General features: G+C 64.6%; 14 protein-coding genes. 8 read left to right on the forward strand and 6 right to left on the reverse strand.

The genetic code is table 11. The annotated features are described in order from the left end of the window. Positions 1–73: 73 nt before the first annotated feature. From HUV48_RS06785 to HUV48_RS06805, 5 genes are read right to left on the reverse strand one after another with little or no spacing between them, the layout of a single operon-like run. Positions 74–676, reverse strand: a complete 603-nt coding sequence (locus HUV48_RS06785; RefSeq protein ID WP_176267029.1) for a nucleotidyltransferase family protein — start codon at positions 674–676, stop codon at positions 74–76. Beyond that, entirely contained in the window at positions 651–1,514 is an 864-nt protein-coding gene (locus HUV48_RS06790; protein ID WP_176267030.1) for an XdhC family protein, read from the reverse strand. Before HUV48_RS06790 ends, HUV48_RS06785 begins: the two co-directional genes overlap by 26 nt. Further along, positions 1,514–3,715: a xanthine dehydrogenase family protein molybdopterin-binding subunit gene (locus tag HUV48_RS06795; protein WP_176267031.1), complete on the reverse strand. Its 2,202-nt coding sequence runs from the start codon at positions 3,713–3,715 to the stop codon at positions 1,514–1,516. Before HUV48_RS06795 ends, HUV48_RS06790 begins: the two co-directional genes overlap by 1 nt. After that, complete coding sequence (locus HUV48_RS06800; RefSeq protein WP_176267032.1) at positions 3,712–4,695, reverse strand: FAD binding domain-containing protein; 984 nt, start codon at positions 4,693–4,695, stop codon at positions 3,712–3,714. The genes HUV48_RS06795 and HUV48_RS06800 overlap by 4 nt, the downstream gene beginning before the upstream one ends. Continuing rightward, positions 4,692–5,210: a 2Fe-2S iron-sulfur cluster-binding protein gene (locus HUV48_RS06805; RefSeq protein ID WP_176267033.1), complete on the reverse strand. Its 519-nt coding sequence runs from the start codon at positions 5,208–5,210 to the stop codon at positions 4,692–4,694. Before HUV48_RS06805 ends, HUV48_RS06800 begins: the two co-directional genes overlap by 4 nt. Positions 5,211–5,464: 254 nt before the next feature. On the opposite strand from HUV48_RS06805, the gene nhaA reads away from it, so the two are divergent. Beyond that, a complete protein-coding gene (gene nhaA, locus HUV48_RS06810) occupies positions 5,465–6,679 on the forward strand; it encodes a Na+/H+ antiporter NhaA (protein WP_176267034.1) in 1,215 nt (404 codons plus the stop codon). Between the two features lie 48 nt (positions 6,680–6,727). On the opposite strand, the gene HUV48_RS06815 is transcribed toward nhaA, so the two are convergent. Then, positions 6,728–7,360 (reverse strand): TetR/AcrR family transcriptional regulator, encoded by a 633-nt coding sequence (locus HUV48_RS06815; RefSeq protein ID WP_176267327.1) that lies wholly within the window; start codon positions 7,358–7,360, stop codon positions 6,728–6,730. Between the two features lie 94 nt (positions 7,361–7,454). Between HUV48_RS06815 and HUV48_RS06820 the strand changes: the two genes are divergently transcribed. The 7 genes from HUV48_RS06820 (at position 7,455) to HUV48_RS06850 (ending at position 19,273) form a co-directional block, all read left to right on the forward strand. Then, positions 7,455–8,618, forward strand: coding sequence for an efflux RND transporter periplasmic adaptor subunit (locus tag HUV48_RS06820; protein WP_176267035.1), 1,164 nt, complete (start codon positions 7,455–7,457; stop codon positions 8,616–8,618). Positions 8,619–8,621: 3 nt separating this feature from the next. Then, entirely contained in the window at positions 8,622–11,888 is a 3,267-nt protein-coding gene (locus tag HUV48_RS06825; RefSeq protein ID WP_176267036.1) for a multidrug efflux RND transporter permease subunit, read from the forward strand. Next, positions 11,885–13,348, forward strand: a complete 1,464-nt coding sequence (locus HUV48_RS06830; RefSeq protein ID WP_176267037.1) for an efflux transporter outer membrane subunit — start codon at positions 11,885–11,887, stop codon at positions 13,346–13,348. The genes HUV48_RS06825 and HUV48_RS06830 overlap by 4 nt, the downstream gene beginning before the upstream one ends. 157 nt (positions 13,349–13,505) lie before the next feature. After that, positions 13,506–15,659, forward strand: a complete 2,154-nt coding sequence (gene scpA / locus HUV48_RS06835) for a methylmalonyl-CoA mutase (RefSeq protein WP_176267038.1) — start codon at positions 13,506–13,508, stop codon at positions 15,657–15,659. A gap of 187 nt (positions 15,660–15,846) precedes the next feature. After that, positions 15,847–16,857 carry a biotin synthase BioB gene (gene bioB, locus HUV48_RS06840; RefSeq protein WP_176267039.1) on the forward strand — a complete coding sequence of 337 codons (1,011 nt, stop codon included), beginning with the start codon at positions 15,847–15,849 and terminating at the stop codon, positions 16,855–16,857. Further along, the gene (locus HUV48_RS06845) at positions 16,854–17,252 is read left to right on the forward strand and encodes a lysozyme inhibitor LprI family protein (RefSeq protein ID WP_318656062.1); all 399 of its coding nucleotides are present in this window, start codon (positions 16,854–16,856) and stop codon (positions 17,250–17,252) included. The genes bioB and HUV48_RS06845 overlap by 4 nt, the downstream gene beginning before the upstream one ends. Next, on the forward strand, positions 17,252–19,273 hold the full coding sequence (locus tag HUV48_RS06850; RefSeq protein WP_176267040.1) for an acetyl-CoA carboxylase biotin carboxylase subunit: 2,022 nt from the start codon (positions 17,252–17,254) through the stop codon (positions 19,271–19,273). Before HUV48_RS06845 ends, HUV48_RS06850 begins: the two co-directional genes overlap by 1 nt. Positions 19,274–19,307 lie beyond the last annotated feature (34 nt).

Below are 19,307 nucleotides of genomic sequence, written 5' to 3' on the forward strand. Positions count from 1 at the left end.
ACAATTTTTTCCGGATCATGCATCCAAACCGTGGTGAGCGACGTAGATGGGTATTCGGCGGTGCGTTCTGGCTTTACGTAGCGCCCAGTATTTGCGCGATTTTCGCCTGATCTTCCGGCGTATCGACATCACACAGCAAAGTGTCGTCGCCGGGCGAAATGAGTGCATGTTCCATCTCGCTAGCAATCGCAGCAGCGCCCTCGTCGTCGCCCAGCGCTTCCAGACGCCCGAACAAGGATTCGCCAAAGGCCGCGGGCACGCCGGGTCTGCCGCCTGGATAGGCGGTGAAGGCCGCGGTGTCTCCGCTCGCAATGGCCTGAAGGTGCCGGGTTGTCAGGAGCGGCATGTCGGCAAGCGCAATCACCAGTCTGGATGCAGACAGTTTGCGGGCAGTACGGACTGCGGCTCTAATCGATCCGGAAAGTCCTTTGCCGGGTTCTTCGTTGACCGCGGTCGTCCAGCCTTCGCAGCCTTCCGCAAAACTTGGCGCGACCGGTCCGACCACGAGGATCCGCTTGCGGAAGCCCGCGGCCTCCGCCGCCTCAACAGACCAAATTCCAAGCGGTTTGCCGGCGATGGAAGCATCGAGCTTGCCGCCGCCGAAGCGCGAACCCAGTCCCGCGGCAAGCAGCGCGATAGCCGTCCTCGCGTCAGGCGTGCGGTCGAAGCCGTTCATACGCCGCCATGATTTCCGCCAGCGCCGACACGGCGAGCGTATGTGGGTCGCGGCATGCGTCGATCAGCCCCACGGGGCTTTGCATGCGCCGGATATCCTCTTCGCTCATCCCGCTGCCGAGCAAAGCGTGCGTGCGAGCAATCCGCGCGTTTTCGCCGCCTTGCGCGCCGATGTAGAAGGCGTCGCCCGCGAGCACATGGTGCAGAACGGGAAGTTCCCATTCGTGGTCGTGGAACAGCAGCAGCGCCGCGGTCCAGCGATCGGGCTTAGCCATTTCGGGTGTTTGGCCAAGCGACAAAGCGTCCTTGCCGACCGTGCGAACGGCGATACCTGCCGCACGAGCGATCTGCGCGAAAGCCTCAGGCTCCGGCCCTTCGCCGAACACGGTAATTTCGAGCGCGGGAATATAGCGGCGCTCTGCGAGCGGCGAAACTTCAGGAAGGGGAAGGGCGGCCGGTTCGCGGCGTATCAGGCTCCGCACCGCATTCTCGCACGCCTGCCGGTGCGGCTTCGGATCGAGCAGTATGTCGAGCCCGCCGCCGCACGGCAGGCGAAAGTCGATCGTGTCCGATCCACGCCCGTAGCGCTTAACCACCGGCTCTCTCAGTCCGGCAAGATCGCTCGCAAGCTGCTGCTCTAGGCAGCCGTCGGACAGGCTGCCGACGAAGGTTCCGTCCGGCAGCACTGCAAGCTGTGCCCCGAGCCGGCGAGAGAAGCTGCCGTCGATGCCGACAATGGTGCACAGGCCGACATTCCCGGCCCGGGCAGCAAAAAGCGCCGCATGGTCCGGGTCTATGAAATCTCGCTCGGTCCGAACCTGTTCGGCAACAGAATGCATCAGTCCTCCGGCATCGCCGCGATAATGCGGTCGGGCGTCATCGGAAATTCGTAGAGCCGAGCGCCGCACGCATTGTAGATCGCATTGGCGATCGCGCCAGCCCCGCCGCAGATACCGAGTTCGCCCACGCCCTTCGCCTGGATCGGGCTGGCGGCAGGATCGCGCTCCTCGATCATAAGCACGTCGAGATGCGGCACGTCGCGGTGAACGGGGACGTGATATTCCGCGAGGTCGCAATTGACGACATGGCCATCGACCGGATCGAACAGCAGGCTTTCGGTCAGCGCCGCGCCGATGCACCACGTCATGCCGCCGATGCACTGCGACCGGGCGGTTTTCGCGTTGAGCACGCGTCCGAAACCGAATGCGCCGAGCATCCGCCGCACGCGCGCTTCGCCGGTCCAGCGATTGACCGCCACTTCGGAGAAGAACGCGCCGTAGCTCGCCATCGCGTAATCGTCCTGCGCATCGCCCGGTTTGAACGTGCCGGTTTTCGCGATGCCTTCGTTTCCGGCAAGCTCGCTGAGCAGTTTCTCCTGCCCGCCGCCCTTCGCAGTGCCGCCGGACAATTCGAGGTCAGCTTCCTCCACGCCGAGCTTTTCGGCGATAGCCTTCCGCACGGCTTCGCAGGCGATGAAGACCGAGGAGCCGCTCGAGGCCGCGCCCCAGCTACCGCCGGAACCGGGTCCGCGCGGGTGGTTCGTATCGCCGAGATCGACCAGGACTTTCGCCGGTTCGACACCCAGCATGTCGGCGGCAATCTGCGTGAGGATCGAATAGGTCCCGGTCCCGATGTCGGTCATGTCGGTTTCGACAAGGACCGTGCCGTCGCCGTTCAGCGTGACGCGCGCTTCGGCCTCGCCCACGTTGTGGATGCGGGCGGCGGTCGCCATGCCGGTGCCGATCCACCACTCGCCTTCGCGTTTCTGGCGCGGTTTGCGCGGACCGCTGTGCCAGCCGAACGCTTCTGCCCCCTGCTTGAGCGCCTCTTCCATCTTGCGCGAGGAATAGGGCAGGCCGCTCGCGGGATGCTCGTCCGGAATGTTGCGCAGGCGCAGTTCTACGGGGTCCAGCTCTAGCTTCTCGGCCAGTTCGTCCATCGCCGCTTCGAGAGTCTGCATCCCGACCGCTTCGCCGGGTGCGCGCACCGATCCTGCCGTCATGCGGTGTATACGGGCGACTTCGATGAGCAGTTCGCGGTCCTTGCCCGGGTACAGAAAGGCGCTCGCTTGCGTGACCGGTTCGGCGAAATCCTCTTCCGGCAGGTTGGATACGAGGGCCTCGTGTCCGAAGCCGGTGAGGCGGCCGTCCTTGTCCGCGGCGAGACGCAGGCGCTGCTTCGTTTCACTGCGGCGCATAACTGTCTGGAACACCTGCTGCCGGCTCATGACGACGCGCACGGGGCGGCCGAGCTTCATCGCGGCAATCGACGCGGCGACCGTTTCTTGGCTGACGCCGAGCTTCGAGCCAAACCCGCCGCCGACATAGCGCGAGAGGATACGGATGTTGTCTTCCTCGAGGTTCAGCGAATCGGCCAGTTCCGTGATGTTGTAGTTGGGCATCTGCAAAGAGGCATGAACGGTCAGCCTCTCGCCGTCCCATTCCGCGATCGCGGCATGCGGTTCCATCGCGGCGCTCGCGTGGCCTTCGGTATAGTAGGTGATGTCGACCGAATGCGCGGCATCGGCCATCGCCTTGTCGAGATCGCCCTGCCGCGTAGCATCGTTCTCTTCCGCCTCGACCGCTTCCGGATCGAAGGGAATTTCGGACGGATCGTCGGCACTGTAGTCGAACTTCAGAGCCTTGGCGGCATTGCGGGCCTGTTCGAACGTCTCCGCCACCACCAGTGCAAAGGGCTGGCCGAAATACGCGATCGAGAGCGGTGTCTGCACCGGCGTTTCGTTCGCGGTACCCTGCGCCGGGCGGGCAGTAAGCCGCTCGTCGGAGATGACCGCGATTACGCCGTCCATGCCGGTTATCGAGCGCTCGTCGATGCTGGTTATCGTGCCGCGCGCAAATGGTGCGGTGACGAGTACGCCCTCCGCCACATTGTCGATCACATACTCCGCCGCGTAGGGGGCGGCTCCGGCCACCTTCGCCGGACCGTCGGGCCGGTCCATCGGCGCACCGACGTTTCTGCCCGCCATGTCGTCCAGCCGGTTGCGGGTATCGGGTTCGTTCATTTCCAGCGTCTTGCTCATGTGTCCATCCCCGTCGCTTCACACAGCACTGCTTTGAGCGTGCGCCTGGTCAGCGGTATTTTGAAATCGTTCTCGCCATATCCTTGCGCATCTTCGAGCAGGATTTCGGCAGCTTCGTCGAAGCCTTTGAGCGAGGGTTCGGTGCCTTTAAGGGCTTCCTCGACGCGCTTGTCGCGCCACGGCTTGTGCGCGAGACCGCCGAAGGCGAGCGCGATATCGCCGATCCGGCCTTCTTCCATGTTCACAATCGCTGCGACCGAGCACAGCGCGAAGGCGTAGGAAGAACGTTCGCGCACCTTGCGGTATAGCTGCACGCCCTTGACCGGAGCGGGCAGGATGACGCCGGTGATGATGTCGCCGCTTTCGAGAATGTTGTCCTTTTCCGGCGTATCGCCCGGCAGCCGGTGGAAGTCTTCGAGCGGCACGCGCGTCGTTTCACCGCCGGCATTCATAATCTCGACCTCTGCACCAAGCGCCGCCATCGCGACCGCCATATCGCCGGGGTAGGTCGCGATGCACTGCGAACTCGCTCCAAGGATTGCGTGGAGCCGCGCAATTCCGTCGAGCGCGCCGCAGCCCGAGCCGGGTTCGCGCTTGTTGCAGGGCTGGTCGATATTGGTGAAGTAGTAGCAGCGGGTGCGCTGGCATAGATTGCCCGCGGTCGTCGCCTTGTTGCGCAACTGCTGTGTCGCGCCCGCAAGTATTGCACGGGCGAGCACCGGATAGTCGCTGCGAACGCGCGGATGCGCCGCGGTCGCCGTATTCGTCGCGAGCGCGCCTATACGGAGACCTTCGCCCTCGTCGCCGATCTCGGACAGGCTCAGCTTGTTGACGTCGATGAGGCTTTCCGGCGTTTCGACCTGCAGCTTCATGAGGTCGAGCAAATTGGTGCCGCCCGCGATCGGAATGGCGGACGGTTCTTCGGTCAGCTGCGATGCATGGGTAAGGCTGTCGGGGCGCAGGTAGGCAAAGGGTTTCATGCGTCCGCTCCTGCCGTTTTCGTTTCTAAAGCGGCTTCCTGGATGGCCTCGACGATGTTGGAGTAGGCACCGCAACGGCACAGATTACCGCTCATGCGCTCGCGGATTTCGTCCCCGGTCAGCTCGACCTTGCCATTGAGGTCGTCCGTCACATCGCTCGGCCAGCCCGCCGCCACTTCGTCGAGCATGGCGACCGCAGAGCAGATCTGCCCCGGCGTGCAATAGCCGCACTGGTAGCCGTCGTGCTTCACGAAGGCGGCCTGCATCGGCGACAGGTCGTCCGGCGTTCCCATCCCCTCGATCGTGGTGATGTCGTCGCCGTCGTGCATTACGGCAAGCGTTAGGCAGCTGTTGATCCGCACTCCGTTGACGAGGACGGTGCACGCGCCGCACTGGCCGTGGTCGCAGCCCTTCTTGGTGCCGGTCAGTCCCGCTCCTTGGCGCAGATAATCGAGCAGGCTGATGCGAGGATCCTCGGGGAGGGAGCGGCTTTCACCGTTGATAGTAAGTGTCATGTGTATATCCTTCGCTTCACCCAATGCGCCGTGGCGCAAATCTTTCCGGCGGCTTTCGGAAAGAGGCGATCCATTAATATCGCTCACACAACCCTTCGTTGCCGGCGGATCGCCGAAGAAACCGGACCGGCAGATTTGCGCTCCCAGCGGCAAACCGTTAGCCTCGTGCGACGAAATCTGATCTGGAATACGACAACGCGCTCCGCTCCGGCGGGGCGAGGCTCGACAGTTCACGCACGGAGATCTGAACCGGTATGAAGACCCTTTCCAAGCTCGCGCCGACTGCCGTGCTGTCGGCCCTGCGTGACTTCATGCGCGTCGAGGCGGCGGGCGGCATCCTGTTGATGGCCGCCGCGGCGGCTGCACTGCTGGTCGCCAACTCGCCGTTCGCGGATGGCTATTTCGCAGCGAAGGCGAGCTACATCGGCCCGCTGACGCTCTCCTACTGGATCAACGACGGGCTGATGGCGCTGTTCTTCCTGCTGGTCGGGCTAGAAATAAAGCGCGAGTTTATCGAGGGGCAGCTGTCGACAGCTTCCTCGCGCATCCTGCCCGCGCTGGCCGCGGGCGGCGGCGTCGCGGTCCCGGCGATCGTTTACTTGCTCATCGCGGGCGGCGATCCGGCATTGGCGCGCGGGTGGGCCATCCCGGCGGCGACCGACATCGCATTCGCGCTCGGCATTCTGGCGCTGCTCGGCAGCCGCGCACCGGTTTCCTTGAAAGTGTTGCTGACCGCCATAGCCGTGATCGACGACTTGGTGGCGGTCGCGATCATCGCCGTCTTCTTTACAGAGGATCTGTCGCTTTTGCCGCTCGGCATCGGTATTGCCGGCGTAATTTTTCTTGCCGTGCTCAACCGCTCCGGTGTTCGCAGCTTATGGATTTATGGGCTGATCGGCCTCGGCGTATGGGCCGCCGTATTGCTATCTGGTGTTCATGCGACGCTGGCGGGCGTCGCGGTGGCGCTGACCATTCCGCTCTCGCCTGCCGCACGCCGGAATGCGGACGCGGTTACGACCAAGGCAGTTGAAGATGTTTCTCCGCTGCACCGCCTCGAACACGGGCTTCATCCGTGGATCGCTTTCGGCGTCATCCCGCTGTTCGGATTCTTCAACGCCGGGGTTGCGCTCGGCGGTATGTCGCCTGCTTCGCTGGCGTCGCCGCTGCCGCTCGGCATCGCGCTCGGGCTGGTCGTAGGCAAGCAGATCGGCATATTCGGCGCAATCTTCGCAGCGGTGCGGGCTGGGCTTGCTCCGCTTCCGGAAGGGGCAAGCTGGATGCAGATCTACGGCTTGTCGCTGCTATGCGGCATCGGTTTCACGATGAGCCTGTTCATCGGCGGGCTCGCGTTTCCGGATCCGGCGACCCTCGACATGGTCCGGATCGGCGTGCTTTCCGGGTCGATCGTAGCCGCGCTAGCGGGCTATGTGGTGCTGCGTTTCGCTAAGGATCGCACGGCGCTGCACTGAAGCGTCCACAACGTAGCCTAGGCGGGGTTTAACTGCACCTAGGCCGGGTCAGGAGGGGCTCAACTGTTCCTCTGCAAGGCCTGCGCCGATCAGGAAAAACCCGATGCGGTCATCGAACCGTTTCGAGCAGGAATGCGAGCCAAGACCGTGGCTGATCGCTTCGGTGTGTACGTCGCTGACGAACAGGCCGAGGAACAGTTCGGCGAGAATTTCAGGTTCGCCCGACATCCTTACGCCGTCGGCCTTCCACGAGCGGAACAGGGCCGTAAGCGCATCGAGCGTGCGGGTAGCCGTGCGTTCGAAAAACTGCTGCGCGAATTTCTTGTCGTTGATGCTTCGTGCAATGACGATTCGTACCAGCGCGATCGTTTCGGGGTCGAGAAAATGCGTTCGGAAGCGGCCTGCCAGTCGCCGTAGGATTTCCGCCGGGGTTCCCCGTCCGCTCGCCGCCTCGTCGACCATTGCCGCCCCGGACGAAACCTTTTCGAACACGACGGCTTCGAGGATGCCCTCCTTGTTGCCGAACAGCTTGTAGACAGTCGCAAGCGATCCGCCGGAACGCTCCACGATCTCGCTTAGCGCCGTCTTTTCATAGCCTTGCTCGACGAACAGCTCCCGCGCAGCCGCGATCAGCGCACGCCGGCGGCGGTCCAGTCGGCAACATTCGGCAGCGGAAAACATTTGGCGAGACTCCACGAAACGGCCTTGCGAGGCAATGGTGTAATGCCTATTACACTTTCGCACCTGCACAATAGCTGACCGAAAGCGGCAATCGATGAAGTCCCTGTTCCAATGCCTCGCGGCCGCCCTTCTGCTTGCCGGTTGCTCCCAGCCCGAAGAGCAGGCACCCCCTCAGGAAGTGCCGGTGCGGGTGGTGACCGTCACTGCCCAGGCCGTCCCTAACGTGATCGAGCTTCCGGGCAGGGTCGAGCCGGTCCGTACGGCGGAAGTCCGCGCGCGCGTAACCGGTATCGTGCAGGAACGGCTCTACGAGGAAGGCACCGACGTGCGGGAGGGGCAGCCGCTGTTCCGGATCGATCCGCGCGAGCTCAGGGCCAGCTATAACCAGACCGAGGCTGCCCTAACGCGAGCTAGGGCGACCGCCGCGAATGCCCGTGCGGTAGTCGAGCGTTACCGCCCGCTCGTGGCGGAGGACGCGATCAGCGGCCAGGAATACGACGCTGCCGTTGCCGCTGCGCGCGAAGCGGAAGCGAATGTCGCGCAGATCAGGGCGCAGCTCGACGCGGCCTCGCTCCAGCTCGGCTACACCACCGTTCGCGCGCCGATCGCCGGACGGGCAGGGCGCGCCCAGATTACCGAAGGCGCGCTCGTCAGCCAGGCGGAGGGCACGCTGCTGACGACCATCGAACAGATCTCGCCGGTCTACGTCAGCTTCGCGCAGGCCGCGAGCGAAGTGCTGCGCCTGCGCCGTGCGATCACCGCGGGTGAGATCGACCTCGACGAGAACGATCAGGTCGAGGTGCGCCTGACCTTCAGCGACGGAACCGAATATCCGGTGCCGGGCTATATCGATTTCCTCGCCTTCTCGGTCGATCAGGAGACGGGGACCGTCGAACTGCGCGCCGAATTTCCCAACCCGCAGCGCCTGCTGCTTCCCGGCGAGTTCGTTAGGGCACAAATCTACGCCGGCGAGGTCCAGAACGGCCTGACCGTACCGCAGCGCGCGGTCTCGCTGACCGAAGAGGGCGGAACGGTCTTCGTGGTGAACGACGGCCAGGCGGTGGTGCGCCAGGTTACGCTTGGCGCGATGGTCAACGGCAACTGGATCGTCGAAAGCGGGCTTGAGGCGGGCGACCGCGTGATTGTCAGCAATCTGCAGAAGGTTCGCCCCGGCGCGCCGGTCAAGATCATGCGCACTCCCACCGGACAGCGGCCAGCCGCATCGCCCGCGCCGACCACGGCCGGACAGGCCGACTAAGGCATGGCACGGTTCTTCATCGACCGCCCCATCTTCGCATGGGTCGTTTCGCTCGGCATCCTTCTCGCCGGCTTCATCGCCCTGCGCGCGCTTCCGATCGAGCAATATCCCGAAGTCGCGCCGCCCTCGCTCGCCATCAATGTCGTCTATCCCGGCGCGGATGCCGAGACGCTCGAACAGAACGTGACGCAGGTGATCGAGCAGCAGCTGAACGGGGTCGAGGGTTTCCTCTACATGTCCTCGTCCAGCGGTTCGAACGGAGCCGCGACGATCACGCTGACCTTCGAGGCGGGGACCGACATCGACATCGCGCAGACCGAGGTGCAGAACCGCCTCAGCACGGTCGAGGCGCGGCTTCCGGAAGAGGTGCGGCGTCAAGGCATTACCGTGCGGCAGGCCAATGCCGGGTTCCTGCTGATCGTCGCGCTGACTTCGCCGAGCGGGCAATTCAACACGACCGACCTCGGCAATATCGCCGCGACCCGCGTCGTCGACGAACTGCGCCGGGTGAACGGCGTCGGAGACGTGACGCTGTTCGGTTCCGAATACGCGATGCGCATCTGGCTCGATCCCGAGGCCCTCGCATCCTACAACCTGTCGCCTACCGCGGTTCTGGCCGCCATTCGCGAGCAGAATGCACAGACGGCCGGCGGCTCGATCGGTGCGCGACCGCTCGACGGCGGGCAGCAAATCACCGCCACCATCGCGACCGACGGACGCTTCTCGACCGTTGAGGAGTTCGAGAACATCATCCTGCGCGCCGACAGCGGCGCGGCGGTGGTGCGCCTCGGCGAGGTCGCGCGGGTCGAGATCGGCGCACAGAGCTACGCCACTTCTACCGAACTCAACGGAAAGCCGATGGCGGGCATGGCCATCCAGCTGGCGACCGGCGCGAACGCGCTGGCAGCGGCGGAAGGCGTCAAGGAGCGGATGGAGGAAATCGCGCCCGGTCTGCCCGGCGACGTTACCTGGTCGGTTCCCTATGACACGACCCCCTTCGTCGAGACATCGGTCGAGGAAGTGGTCAAGACGCTGGTCGAGGCGATGGTGCTCGTGTTCCTCGTCATGTTCCTGTTCCTCCAGAACTGGCGCGCAACGCTGATCCCGACGCTGGTGGTTCCGATTGCGCTGGCGGGTGCGTGCCTCGGCCTGTGGCTGTTCGGCTTTTCCATCAATGTCCTCTCACTGTTCGGCATGGTGCTGGCGATCGGCATCCTCGTCGACGATGCCATCGTCGTAATCGAGAACGTCGAGCGCATCATGCGCGAGGAAGGACTTCCGCCGCTGGAAGCGACGCGCAAGGCGATGGGGCAGATTACCGGCGCGATCATCGGGATCACGCTCGTCCTGATCGCGGTGTTCGTGCCAATGGCCTTCTTCCCCGGATCGACCGGCGGCATCTACCGCCAGTTCTCCGTCACGCTGGCCATAGCGATCTTCTTCTCGGCGTTCCTCGCACTGTCGCTGACCCCGGCGCTGTGCGCGACGTTCCTGAAGCCGATCAAGCAAGGCGAAGACCATGCCGAAGGTCCTGTGCACGATACCGAAGCCGAAGCGCAGCCTGGCTGGCGCGGAGTTATGGCGCGCGCCCGCTACCGGGCCGCGAATTTCTTCGCCGGGTTCAACCGCTGGTTCGCGCGGATGCAGGAGAAATACGGACGTGCGAACGACCGCATCCTGTCCCGTCCGTGGCGCGGCTTCGCCGTGTTCGCGGCGCTCGCCGTTGTCACCGTCCTCCTGTTCGCGCGGCTCCCCTCGGGATTCCTGCCGACCGAAGACCAGGGTTATCTCATAACGGCGGTACAGGCACCGCCGGGCGCGACGCAGGAACGCACCGACGAAGCACTCGAACCGATCACCGATTTCTGGCTTGCGCGCGAGGAAGTGGAAGACCTCGTCGTCGTGCGCGGCTTCAGCTTCTTCGGGCAAGGGCAGAACAACGCGATCATGTTCGCCGCGTTCAAGCCGTGGGACGAACGCACCGCCGAAGGAAGCGGCGCCGCCGAGATACTCGGGCAGGCGATGGGCCGGTTCGGGCAGGTCGACGAGGCGATCGCCTTCGTTATCCAGCCGCCCGCGATCCAGTCGCTGGGCCAGGCAAGCGGTTTCACGCTCAAGCTGCAGGACCGGGGAGGGGTTGGGCGCGAGGCGCTTACCGCTGCACGCGATCAGCTTCTGGGCGCGGCGTCGCAGAACCCGGTCATCGCCAATCTAAGGCCCGAGGATCAGGGTCCGAGCCCGCAGGTGGCGATCGACATCGACCGGGTGCAGGCTCGTGCGCTCGGCCTGTCGCTGAACGATGTCAACGCCGCTCTCTCCATCACTTTCGGCTCGGCCTACGCCAATGACTTCAACCGCGAGGGCAGGGTGCTGCAGGTGCTGGTACAGGCCGACGCGCCGTACCGGATGACGCCGGAAGACGTCCTTTCACTGCGCATTCCGAACGCTCAAGGTGAACTCGTGCCGTTCAGCGCCTTCGCCAGTGCCGACTGGTCGGCTGCGCCTGCCAGCCTTGCCCGCTACAACGGTTATCCGGCGATGACGCTGTCCGGCATGGCGGCACCCGGCGAATCTTCCGGTGCTGCGCTCGCCGAGATGGAGCGTCTCGCCAGCGAACTGCCGCCGGGCATTGGCTACGAGTGGACCGGTATTTCCTACGAGGAAAAGCAGGCGGGCGGGCAGATCGGCTTGCTGCTGGGCCTATCGGTCGTGATCGTGTTCCTCGTGCTCGCCGCGCTCTACGAAAGCTGGGCGGTGCCGCTCGCGGTGCTGCTGATCGTTCCGATGGGCGTGCTGGGTGCGGTGCTGTTCTCGATGCTGCGCGGGCTGTCGGCGGACATCTATTTCAACGTGGGTCTCATCACGATCATCGGTCTGGCAGCAAAGAACGCGATCCTGATCGTCGAGTTTGCCATCGAAGAGGAAGAGCGCGGCCTCTCGCGGATCGAGGCGGTCAAGGCGGCGGCGCGCCTGCGTCTGCGTCCGATCATCATGACCTCGCTCGCCTTCACCATGGGCATGGTCCCGCTGGTGCTCTCAAGTGGGGCGGGCGCGGCAAGCCGGATCGCGGTCGGAACCGGCGTGATGGGAGGCATGATCGCGGCGACGGTGCTCGGCATTTTCCTCATTCCCGTGCTGTACCTGCTGGTAAGGCGCAACATCAGCCGAAGGCAGCCCACCGCGACCGGCGGACACGAGGGCAATCCGCAGCACGAAGGACCGCTGGCAGGACGGCTGCACGGCCCCACGCAGGAAGAGGCTACGACATGATCCGTTTTCCCGCCCGCGTTGTAGCATTTGTGCTTTCCACCACCGCGCTTGCGGGATGCGCGAGTATGGCGCCCGAGCATACGCGGCCTCCGCTCGCGAGTGCGCCGGCGTTCGATCCCGACTACCGTCCCGACGGTGAAGTGGTGGCTTCGCAGCTTTCCTACCGCGAATGGTTCGCCGACCCGCGGCTCGTCGTGCTGATCGGCAGCGCGCTCGAGAACAACCGCGACCTTCTCGCCGCGACTGCGCGGATCGAGCAGGCGCGCGCCCGCTACCGCATCGAGGACAGCCGCAGCCTGCCGACCATCGTCGCTGATGCAAGCGGAACCCGCACGCGCCAGCCGCTGGGCGTCAACCCCGCGCTCGATACCGGAGACGTGGAAGGCGCGCCGTCTTCCGTCACCTTCAACCGCTTCGACGTCGGCGTAGGGGTCAGCGCATTCGAGCTCGACTTCTGGGGCCGCGTCGCCAGCCTGACCGAAGCGGCACGTGCGGAATATCTCGCCACCGTCGCGGCGCAGCGTGCGTTCTACCTCTCACTGATTGCCGACACCGCGAACACCTATTTCGAGATCGTCGAAACGCAGGAGCAGATCGCGCTCGCCGAGCAGACGGCCGAAAGCCGCCGCGAGGGCCTGAGGATCGCGAAACTGCGGCTCGACAACGGCGTGACTTCGGCCTTGCCCTACCGGCAGGCAGAAACCCTGCTGACGCAGGCCGAGCAGCAGCTGGCAGCGGAGCGCCTCGCCCTGGCTCGGCTCCGCAACCAGCTGGCGGTGCTCGTAGGCGGAACGGTGCCGGAGGCGTTGCCTGCGCCGCTCTCGCTCGAAGCGCAGGGCGACAAGCGCCGGCTCGCGGCGGGCCTACCGTCCGATCTCCTGCTCGTCAGGCCTGACATCATCGCCGCCGAGGAACAGCTACGCGCCGCGCGGGCCAACATCGGTGCGGCGCGAGCGGCGTTTTTCCCGACGATCTCGCTGACCGGCAATGCAGGTCTCGCTTCGAGCAGCCTCGACGGCCTGTTCTCGGGCGACGCGCTCGGCTGGAACTTCGGGCCGAGCATTTCGCTGCCGATCTTCGACTGGGGCGCACGCGAAGCCAATCTCGATTTGGCGCAGGCGCTCGAAGTCGAGCAGGTCGCCAATTACGACCGCACAGTGCAGGGCGCCTTCCGCGAAGTTTCGGATGCGCTTGCAGGCCGCCGCTGGCTCGCCGAACAGGTCGAGACGCTGGAGCGCGCCGTTACCGCGCAGGAGCGGATCGCCCGCATCGCGCGCCTGCGCTACCGTGAAGGAGTGGCCGACTATCTCGAAGTGCTCGATGCGGAACGCAACCTGTTCAGCGCCCGCCAACAGCTCCTCGCGACCGAGCGCGCATGGCTGCAGAACCGCGCGACGCTGTTCGTGGCGCTGGGCGGCGGCGCGCCGGATTTCGTGGCGGTACCTGTTTCCGGCGACTGAGCGGCCGAGCTTGTAACTTTCGTATCTCCCGCGGGTGCCCGCGCGTAATTTCTCTCCGGCGGTTCGCACTGGACTTGCCGGGGGGCTGCACTTTCTTCTAGCGGTATTTCCGCGAAGAGGAGAGAGACCGTGTGCCGAGAGCGCCGGTCGCAAGAACATGACGGATAAAACGCCCACTTACGACGACTGGAAGACCCTCGCCGACAAGGAGGTGAAGGGCCGCGACCTCACCTGGCACACGCCGGAAGGGATCGACGTCAAGCCGCTCTACACGAGCGACGATACCGAGGGCCTCGACCCGGGCGTGCCGGGCATCGCGCCGTTCACGCGCGGGCCTTACGCGTCGATGTACACTGGCCGCCCGTGGACGATCCGGCAGTATGCGGGCTTCTCCACCGCGGAGGAATCGAACGCCTTCTACCGCCGCAATCTCGCCGCCGGGCAAAAGGGGCTGTCGGTCGCCTTCGACCTCGCGACGCACCGCGGCTACGACAGTGACCACCCCCGCGTCGTCGGCGATGTCGGCAAGGCGGGCGTCGCGATCGACACCGTGCGCGACATGGAAATCCTGTTCGACCAGATCCCGCTCAACGAGATGTCGGTCAGTATGACCATGAACGGCGCGGTCATCCCGGTCATGGCGTTCTACATCGTCGCGGCCGAGCGCGCGGGCGTGGCGCAGAAAGACCTGTCGGGGACCATCCAAAACGACATCCTCAAGGAGTTCATGGTCCGCAACACTTACATCTACCCTCCCGAGCCATCGATGCGGATTGTGCGCGACATTATTGCGTACACGAGCGAGCACATGCCGCGCTTCAATTCGATCTCGATCAGCGGCTACCACATGCACGAGGCCGGTGCGACGGCGGTGCAGGAACTCGCTTTCACCATCGCCGACGGCAAGGAATACGCCAAGCGCGCGATGGAAGCGGGGCTCGACATCGACGCCTTCGCGCCGCGCCTCAGCTTCTTCTGGGGCATCGGCATGAACTTCTTCATGGAGATCGCCAAGATGCGCGCGGCGCGGCATCTGTGGCACGATGTCATGGAGGGTCTCGGCGCGCAGAACGACAAGTCGAAGATGCTGCGCACCCACTGCCAGACCAGCGGCGTAAGCTTGCAGGAGCAGGACCCTTACAACAACGTCATCCGCACCACGATCGAGGCGATGGCAGCGGTGCTGGGCGGCACGCAGTCGCTCCATACCAATGCTTTGGACGAGGCGATCGCGCTGCCGACCGACTTCTCCGCCCGCATCGCACGCAACACGCAGCTCGTTCTGCAGCATGAGGCCGGGCTGACCAACGTCGCCGATCCGCTGGGCGGAAGCTACTACATCGAAAGCCTGACCGATGCTCTTCGGCAAGAAGCGCAAAAGGTGCTGGACGAGGTCGAGGCGGCGGGAGGGATGACTGCCTACGTCGCCAGCGGCGAACCCAAGGCGCAGATCGAGCGGGCTGCCGCTTCCAAGCAGGCCAGCGTCGATCGCGGCGAGACGGTCATCGTCGGTGTGAACAAGTACCGGCGCGAGAAGGAAGACGAGATCGACACGCTCGATGTCGACAACCACGCCGTGCGCCGTAGCCAGATTGCGCGGCTGGAGAAGGTTCGTGAGGGTCGCGACGAAGGTGCGTGCCTGAAAGCGCTCGACGCGCTGCGCAAAGGCGCTGGCGGCGGAGCGAATGTGCTGGCGCTTGCGGTCGAGGCAGCGCGGCACGACGCGACGCTGGGCGAAATTTCCTCCGCGATGGAGGATGTCTTCGGCCGCTACGACACGCTGCCGACCCCGGTGCGCGGCGTGTTTGCCGAAGCCTACGGCGACGATGATCGCTACGCTCGGGTGGTCGAGGGCGTGAAGGCGGTCGAGCGGCGGCTGGGTCACAAGCCCAAACTGATGGTGGCCAAGATGGGGCAGGACGGGCACGACCGCGGCGCAAACGTGATCGCGAGCGCCTTTGCCGATATGGGCTTCGAAGTGCTCTCCGGCCCGCTGTTCCAGACGCCTGAGGAAACCCGCGACATGGCGCTGGAGCAGAACGTCGACGCCATCGGCGCGAGCAGCCTTGCTGCGGGCCACAAGACGCTTATCCCCGAACTCATCGGCCTGCTGAAGGATGCGGGCCGCCCGGATATCAAGGTGATCGCCGGCGGCGTGATCCCGCAGAAGGACTACGACTTCCTGCGGGATGCCGGGGTGCAAGGGATCTACGGCCCGGGCAGCAATGTGGTCGAATGCGCGGCGGACGTGCTGCGCCTGCTGGGCCACAATATGCCGCCTGCGGGCGAGGATCTGGAGGCGGCGGAGTGAGCTTTGGGGAGACGCAAACGCTAAGTTCCAAGCAAAGACTTGGCTTGGTTCTGTATGCAATATTTGGCCTCGCGGTCTGCGTTCTCGCATGGCCAGTAAGCGCGTCACCCCCTTGGTATGTCTTTCCCGGAATTCCGATAGCTGTTCTACTAGGCGGCATCGCTCTCTTGATGGTGTTCACAATAAAATGACCCAAATCCGCACTGACTGGACCCGCGACGAGATCGCGGCGCTGTTCGACCTACCGTTCACCGAGTTGTTGTTTCGTGCGGCCACGGTACACCGCGAGTATCATCCGCCCGAACAGGTGCAGCTCTGTACGCTGCTCTCCATCAAGACCGGCGGGTGTCCGGAGGATTGCGGCTATTGCTCGCAGTCGGTGAAGGCCGATAGCGGTGTCGAAGCAACCAAGCTGATGGACGTGCGCGCGGTGCTTCAGACCGCGGCGCAGGCCAAGGATGCGGGCAGCCAACGCTTCTGCATGGGCGCGGCGTGGCGCAACCCAAAGGACCGCGACATGCCCGCGATCGTCGAGATCGTGAAGGGCGTGCGCGCCATGGGGCTGGAAACCTGCATGACGCTGGGCATGCTGACGCCGAGACAGGCGGATATGCTCAAGGAAGCGGGCCTCGATTACTACAACCACAATGTCGACACCGGGCCGGAATATTACGAGCGCGTGATCTCGACGCGCAATTACCAGGACCGGCTCGACACGCTGCAGAACGTGCGCGACGCGGGCATCAACGTATGCAGCGGCGGGATCGTCGGCATGGGCGAAACGCGCGAGGACCGGGTGGGGTTCGTCCACACGCTCGCCACGCTCGAACGGCATCCCGAAAGCGTGCCGGTCAACGCGCTGGTGCCGGTCAAGGGCACGGTGCTGGGCGACATGCTGGCCGATACACCGCTCGCCAAGATCGACGATATCGAGTTCGTTCGCACCGTCGCGGTGGCGCGCATTACCATGCCGATGAGTATGGTGCGCCTCTCCGCCGGGCGTGAGAGCATGAGCGAGGCGACACAGGCTCTGTGCTTCCTGGCAGGCGCGAACTCGATCTTCACCGGCGACAAGCTGCTGACCGCGCCCAACGCAGGCGACGACAGCGACGCGGCCCTGTTCGCGAAACTCGGGATGACGCCGCTGCAGCAGGAAGAACCGCTTCGCGCCTGCAAGGTCGCGGAGCCGGCCGAGTGATCCTCGCCGCGCTTCTTCTTGCCGCACAGGCTGGAGGCGAACCTACCGCCGACTGCACCGATCCGTCGACGCAGAGCGCCATAAATATGTGCTCGTTCGAAGATTACCGCGCTGCCGATGCCCAGCTAAACGCAGCGTGGAAGCGGGCGCGTGATCTTGCGAAGTCGATCGACCGGCGCAGTGCGGAAGCGGGAGCGGCGAAAGACCATTTCGCTCGGCTGCTCGATGCGCAGCGCAAATGGCTCGCTTACCGTGATGCGCATTGCCTTGCGGTTGCCGGAGAGCGCACGCCGGAAAGCGGTACCATCTGGCCGCTCGTCCAGAATAATTGCATGGAAGAACTCACTCTCGCGCGCACGAAGCTGCTGCGCCAATATGCGGATCAACCAAACTGATGTTCAACAAAATCCTCATCGCCAACCGCGGCGAAATCGCGTGCCGGGTCATCAAGACCGCGCGCCGCATGGGTATCGCGACGGTCGCCGTCTATTCCGATGCCGACGCGCGGGCGCCGTTCGTGAAGATGGCGGACGAGGCGGTGCACATCGGTCCGCCGCAGGCTGCGGAAAGCTATCTCGTGGCCGACAAGATCATCGCCGCGTGCAAGGAAACGGGTGCGGACGCGGTGCATCCGGGCTACGGCTTTCTGTCCGAGCGTGCGAGCTTCGTAGAGGCATTGGACGCTGCTGGGATCGCCTTTATCGGCCCGCCGGCGAGCGCAATTGCGGCGATGGGCGACAAGATCGAATCCAAGCGGCTTGCGAAGGAAGCGGGCGTCAACACCGTGCCCGGCTCGCCCGATGCGATCGAGAGCACCGAGGATGCTCTCAAATGGGCGAACGACATCGGCTATCCGGTGATGATGAAGGCCAGCGCGGGCGGCGGCGGCAAGGGAATGCGGCTCGCCTGGAACGACGAGGACGTGCGCGAGGGCTTCGAAGCGACACGGCGCGAGGGCAAGGCGAGCTTCGGCGACGACCGCGTCTTCATCGAGAAGTTCATCGAGGATCCGCGCCATATCGAGATCCAGATCCTCGGCGATAAGCACGGCAACATCCTCTATCTGAACGAGCGCGAATGCTCGATCCAGCGGCGTCACCAGAAAGTGGTCGAGGAGGCTCCGTCGCCGTTCGTCACCGATAAGATGCGGAAAGCGATGGGCGAGCAGGCGGTGGCGCTCTCGCGGGCGGTCGATTATCATTCCGCCGGGACGGTCGAACTGATCGTCAGCGGCGCGGACAAGTCGGGCGAGAGCTTCTACTTCCTCGAGATGAACACCCGGCTCCAGGTCGAACATCCGGTGACCGAGATGATCACCGGCATCGACCTTGTCGAGCAGATGATCCGGGTCGCTGCGGGCGAGGAGCTCGCCATGACGCAGGACGACATCGGTATCGACGGATGGGCGATCGAGAACCGCGTCTATGCCGAAGATCCCTACCGCGGGTTTCTGCCCAGCATCGGGCGGCTGGTGCGTTACGAACCGCCGGTAGAGCCGTGGGCGAGCGACGGTGCCAAGAACGACACGCGCGGTGTCGGCGGCGTCCGGGTGGATGACGGCGTTGCCGAGGGCGGCGAGGTGTCGATGTTCTACGATCCGATGATCGCCAAGCTCGTCACCTGGGGCGAAACGCGCGACGAGGCGGCTGACCTGCAGGTCGCCGCGCTCGATGCCTTCCGGATCGAGGGGCCGGGGCACAATGTTGATTTCCTCTCCGCCATCATGCAGCATCCGCGGTTTCGCTCGGCCGAACTGACGACCGGCTTCATTGCCGAGGAATATCCCGAAGGCTTCGATGGCGCTGCGGCCAGCGAAGAATTGAAACGGTCACTCGCGGCCATCGGCGGCGTCATCGCCACGGTCGATGCCGACCGCGCCCGCCGGATCGACCAGAGGCTGAACGGCCGGGTCCATCCTCCCGGCGACTGGGCGGTGCGGATCGAAGACCGCGACTATGCGGTGCGGCTGGAAGAGGACGCGATCACGGTGGACGGCGAGGACGTGGCGCTCGCCATGGAGTACACGCCGGGTGACCGGATGGTCGAAGTGGAGGCAGATGACGAGACGCTCACCATCCAGCTGAAGCCGACCCGGACCGGCTATGCGGTGACGACCCGGGGTGCGACGCACCACTTACGGATACTGCCGCAGCGCGTGGCGCATCTGGCCGATCACATGATCGAGAAGATACCGCCCGACACCTCGAAAATGCTCATCTGCCCGATGCCCGGCCTGCTGGTGAAGCTGCACGTGGAAAAGGGCGAGGAAGTGCAGCCGGGACAACCGCTCGCCACGGTCGAGGCGATGAAGATGGAGAACATTTTGCGCGCCGAAAAGGCCGGTACGATCGCCGTCATCAATGCAGGCGAGGGCGACAGCCTCGCAGTGGACGAAGTCATTCTCGAACTGGAATAGCGGGCGTTAACCGCAAGACGTTGTCCGGCTGAAG

The organism is Qipengyuania atrilutea (genome assembly GCF_013370205.1).
Classification (GTDB): Bacteria; Pseudomonadota; Alphaproteobacteria; order Sphingomonadales; family Sphingomonadaceae; genus Actirhodobacter; species Actirhodobacter atriluteus.

Bases quoted from the DNA above. Each gene is read 5' to 3' on its own strand.
- HUV48_RS06785 (WP_176267029.1), bottom strand. From the start codon at position 676: ATGAACGGCTTCGACCGCACGCCTGACGCGAGGACGGCTATCGCGCTG.
- HUV48_RS06790 (WP_176267030.1), bottom strand. From the start codon at position 1,514: ATGCATTCTGTTGCCGAACAGGTTCGGACCGAGCGAGATTTCATAGAC.
- HUV48_RS06795 (WP_176267031.1), bottom strand. From the start codon at position 3,715: ATGAGCAAGACGCTGGAAATGAACGAACCCGATACCCGCAACCGGCTG.
- HUV48_RS06800 (WP_176267032.1), bottom strand. From the start codon at position 4,695: ATGAAACCCTTTGCCTACCTGCGCCCCGACAGCCTTACCCATGCATCG.
- HUV48_RS06805 (WP_176267033.1), bottom strand. From the start codon at position 5,210: ATGACACTTACTATCAACGGTGAAAGCCGCTCCCTCCCCGAGGATCCT.
- nhaA (WP_176267034.1), top strand. From the start codon at position 5,465: ATGAAGACCCTTTCCAAGCTCGCGCCGACTGCCGTGCTGTCGGCCCTG.
- HUV48_RS06815 (WP_176267327.1), bottom strand. From the start codon at position 7,360: ATGTTTTCCGCTGCCGAATGTTGCCGACTGGACCGCCGCCGGCGTGCG.
- HUV48_RS06820 (WP_176267035.1), top strand. From the start codon at position 7,455: ATGAAGTCCCTGTTCCAATGCCTCGCGGCCGCCCTTCTGCTTGCCGGT.
- HUV48_RS06825 (WP_176267036.1), top strand. From the start codon at position 8,622: ATGGCACGGTTCTTCATCGACCGCCCCATCTTCGCATGGGTCGTTTCG.
- HUV48_RS06830 (WP_176267037.1), top strand. From the start codon at position 11,885: ATGATCCGTTTTCCCGCCCGCGTTGTAGCATTTGTGCTTTCCACCACC.
- scpA (WP_176267038.1), top strand. From the start codon at position 13,506: ATGACGGATAAAACGCCCACTTACGACGACTGGAAGACCCTCGCCGAC.
- bioB (WP_176267039.1), top strand. From the start codon at position 15,847: ATGACCCAAATCCGCACTGACTGGACCCGCGACGAGATCGCGGCGCTG.
- HUV48_RS06850 (WP_176267040.1), top strand. From the start codon at position 17,252: ATGTTCAACAAAATCCTCATCGCCAACCGCGGCGAAATCGCGTGCCGG.